This is a genomic window from Pinirhizobacter sp. (assembly GCF_035317885.1).
GTDB lineage: Bacteria > Pseudomonadota > Gammaproteobacteria > Xanthomonadales > Rhodanobacteraceae > Pinirhizobacter.
In genome coordinates, this window is record NZ_DATHFX010000098.1 from 1 (window position 1) to 3,419 (window position 3,419).

4 protein-coding genes are annotated in these 3,419 nt (G+C 64.7%); 2 read left to right on the plus strand and 2 right to left on the minus strand.

Annotated elements, in window-relative coordinates; all coding sequences use genetic code 11:
- On the minus strand, positions 1 to 548 hold a 548-nt coding region (locus VK519_RS03050), incomplete at its 3' end, for a YggT family protein (RefSeq protein WP_324347550.1).
- A complete protein-coding gene (proC, locus tag VK519_RS03055) occupies positions 548 to 1,369 on the minus strand; it encodes a pyrroline-5-carboxylate reductase (protein ID WP_324347552.1) in 822 nt (273 codons plus the stop codon). The genes VK519_RS03050 and proC, both read right to left, overlap by 1 nt.
- A gap of 212 nt (positions 1,370 to 1,581) precedes the next feature.
- Between proC and VK519_RS03060 the strand changes: the two genes are divergently transcribed.
- A complete protein-coding gene (locus tag VK519_RS03060) occupies positions 1,582 to 2,619 on the plus strand; it encodes a type IV pilus twitching motility protein PilT (RefSeq protein ID WP_324347554.1) in 1,038 nt (345 codons plus the stop codon).
- 162 nt (positions 2,620 to 2,781) lie between these two features.
- The coding region (locus tag VK519_RS03065) for an ATPase, T2SS/T4P/T4SS family (protein ID WP_324347556.1) at positions 2,782 to 3,419 on the plus strand (638 nt) is incomplete at its 3' end.

Here is a 3,419-nt window from a genome sequence, read left to right on the forward strand (position 1 = left end):
AGGTCGCTGACCATCAGCACCAGGGTCACGCGCAGCAACATCAACACCAGGATCACCACGGCGGGCGAGAAATCCAGGCCGCCGAGCACGATGCGGCCACGCAATGGCCGCAATACCGGCTCCACCAGGCTGCCCACCAGGCGGATCACCGGGTGGTAGCGATCGGTACTCATCATGCTCATCAGTGACCATGCGAACACCAGTACCACGTAGAGCATCACGAAATAGTCGACGAGTTCGGCCAGCCCCAGCACCAGCAGGCCCGGCACCGAAGGCATCGCACCTACCAGCGCGAATCCCAGCAACAGCTTGACCAGCTCTGCCAGGTACGCCAGCACCAGCGCCGCACTATTCCACCGGCGCCAGGTCGGTAGCACCCGGCGCAGCGGCTGCAGGATCGGGTTGGTATAGCGGTACAGCACCTGGCACAGCGGGTTGTGGAAATCGGCGCGGCAGACCTCGGCAAGGAAGCGCAGGACGAAAAGCGTAACGATGGCGCCGAAAACAAAGCCGATGACAAGGCCGCCGGCGTTGGCGAGGTAATTCACTATTGTGCATCCATGGCGGCCGACAGCGCCTCGGCCCGCCGGGTGGCGGCGTCGACGGCGCGTTCGACGATAAGGTTGAAATGATCCATGGCGAAGCTGTCCAGCGCCGCCTGGGTGGTGCCGTTGGGCGAGGTCACCCGTTCACGCAGGGTGGCGGCTGGCTCGCTGCTTTCGGTGAGCATCCGTCCGGCGCCCAGGGCGGTTTGCGCGGCCAGCGCGCGGGCCGTCTCGGGGGAAAGCCCCTGGGCGACGCCGGCGGCCTCCAGCGCTTCGGCCAGCAGGAAGAAATAGGCCGGCCCCGAGCCCGAGATTGCCGTGACCACGTCGAGGTCTTCTTCCTGCGGCACCCAGGCGGTGAGGCCGGCCGAATCGAGCAGGTGCTGCGCCAGGGCCCGCTGCGGGGCGCCGACCCGGCCATTGGCGAACAGGCCCGTGGCGCCGGCGCCGATCAGGGCCGGCGTATTGGGCATGCAGCGGACCACTGCCTGGGGGCCGCCCAGCCAGCGCTCGATCTGGGCGATGCGGATGCCGGCGGCAATGGACACCACCAGCGGCCGCGAGCGCGTCACCACGTGCTTCAACTCCTTGCAGACCGCGGGCATCACCTGCGGCTTGACCGCCAGCACCAGCACCTCGGCGCCCTCGGCGGCCAGCACGTTCTGCGGGTAGGTGACCACCCCGAACTCGCGGGCGAGCTCCTGGCAGCTATAGGCGCGGGGCTCGGCAACGCTGATCGAGCCCGCGTGGCCGCCGTGCTTGAGCACGCCTCCGATCAGGCTGCGTGCCATGTTGCCGCCGCCGATGAAGGCTATGCGAGTCATGGATCTCCTTCTTAGGAGGGCTAAGGCGCGTCAACGCGCCGACAGGCGACAATATACCTGCAGCTTGCCCCTTCCCGGCGGCGGTGGTTACCCTAGGCGCGCAAGGGGGACCTGGCATTCAGGACCTGCGGCGACGATGGTGGTCATCCGTTGCCGTTTCGCCGTGCCGCTGGCCGCACCGCCCGTACGTTACGAAGACCCAGGGGAATACGATGGATATCGCCGAACTGCTTGCCTTCTCGGTGAAGAACAAGGCATCCGACCTCCACCTCTCCGCGGGCCTGCCGCCGATGATCCGCGTGGACGGCGATGTGCGCCGCATCAACATCCCCGCGCTCGAGCACAAGCAGGTGCACTCGCTGATCTACGACATCATGTCGGACAAGCAGCGCCGCGACTACGAAGAGTTCTTCGAGGTCGACTTCTCCTTCGAGATCCCGGGCCTGGCGCGTTTCCGCGTGAACGCGTTCAACCACAATCGCGGCGCGGGCGCGGTGTTCCGTACCATTCCCTCCGAAGTGCTCACGCTCGAAGACCTCGCCACGCCGCGCATCTTCCGCGACCTGATCGAGCAGCCGCAGGGCCTGATCCTGGTCACCGGCCCGACAGGTTCGGGCAAGTCCACCACGCTTGCGGCGATGGTCGACCACATCAACAAGAACGAATACGGCCACATCCTTACCATCGAGGACCCGATCGAATTCGTCCATACCTCGCACAAGTGCCTGGTGAACCAGCGCGAGGTGCACCGCGACACGCACGGCTTCACCGAGGCCCTGCGTTCGGCGCTTCGCGAGGATCCGGACTACATCCTGGTGGGTGAGTTGCGCGACCTGGAAACCATCCGCCTGGCGCTGACCGCGGCGGAAACCGGCCACCTGGTGTTCGGCACGCTGCATACGTCGTCGGCCGCCAAGACCATCGACCGCATCATCGACGTGTTCCCGGCCGGTGAAAAACCCATGGTGCGCTCGATGCTGTCCGAGTCGCTGCGCGCGGTGATCTCGCAGACCCTGCTGAAGAAGGTCGGCGGCGGTCGCGTGGCGGCCCACGAGATCATGGTGGCCATCCCGGCCATCCGTAACCTGATTCGTGAAGACAAGGTCGCCCAGATGTACTCAGCGATCCAGACCGGCCAGCAATACGGCATGCAGACCCTCGACCAGACCCTGCAGGACCTGGTCAAGCGCGGCCTGGTGACCCGCCAGCAGGCGGTGGGTTATGCGAAGAACAAGGAAGTGTTCAAGTAAGCCGGTAGCCGGTCGGGGCAGCCGTATGGAGGCTGCCCCGGCAACGGGAATGCCAACTCCATCAGCCTTCTGGCGTACCACTCCCGGCGGTGGGCGCGGGCGGACCAAAACAGGTATATCCTCGCCCCAGGGGCGCCGGCTTCCGGCGATTAGGGTTCGGTCATGAGCGATTTCGATTTCACTTCCTTCCTGAAGTTGATGGTGCACAAACAGGCATCGGACCTGTTCATCACGGCAGGCGTCGCGCCATCGATGAAGATCCAGGGGCGCATCGTCCCCATCACGCAAAGCCCGCTCACCGCGCAGCAATCGCGCGACATGGTGCTGAACGTGATGACACCCTCGCAGCGCGAGGAATTTGAAAAGACCCACGAGTGCCAGTTCGCCATCAGTGCTTCGGGGGTAGGGCGCTTCCGCGTGTCGTGCTTCTACCAGCGCAACTGCGTGGGCATGGTGCTGCGCCGGATCGAATCAAAGATACCCACCTTCGAAGAACTTACCCTGCCGCCGATCCTCAAGCAGCTGGCGATGACCAAGCGCGGTATCGTGATTTTCGTCGGCGGCACCGGTACGGGTAAGTCAACCTCGCTGGCTGCACTCGTGGGCTATCGCAATCACAATTCGACCGGCCACATCATCACCATCGAAGACCCGATCGAATACGTGCACAAGCACGAGAACTGCATCATCACCCAGCGCGAAATCGGCATCGACACCGATAGCTGGGAGAACGCGCTGAAGAACACCCTGCGCCAGGCACCCGACGTGATCATGATCGGCGAGGTGCGTACGCGCGAAAC

Coding starts and splice junctions, on each gene's coding strand:
- proC (WP_324347552.1), bottom strand. CDS start 1,369: ATGACTCGCATAGCCTTCATCGGCGGCGGCAACATGGCACGCAGCCTG.
- VK519_RS03060 (WP_324347554.1), top strand. CDS start 1,582: ATGGATATCGCCGAACTGCTTGCCTTCTCGGTGAAGAACAAGGCATCC.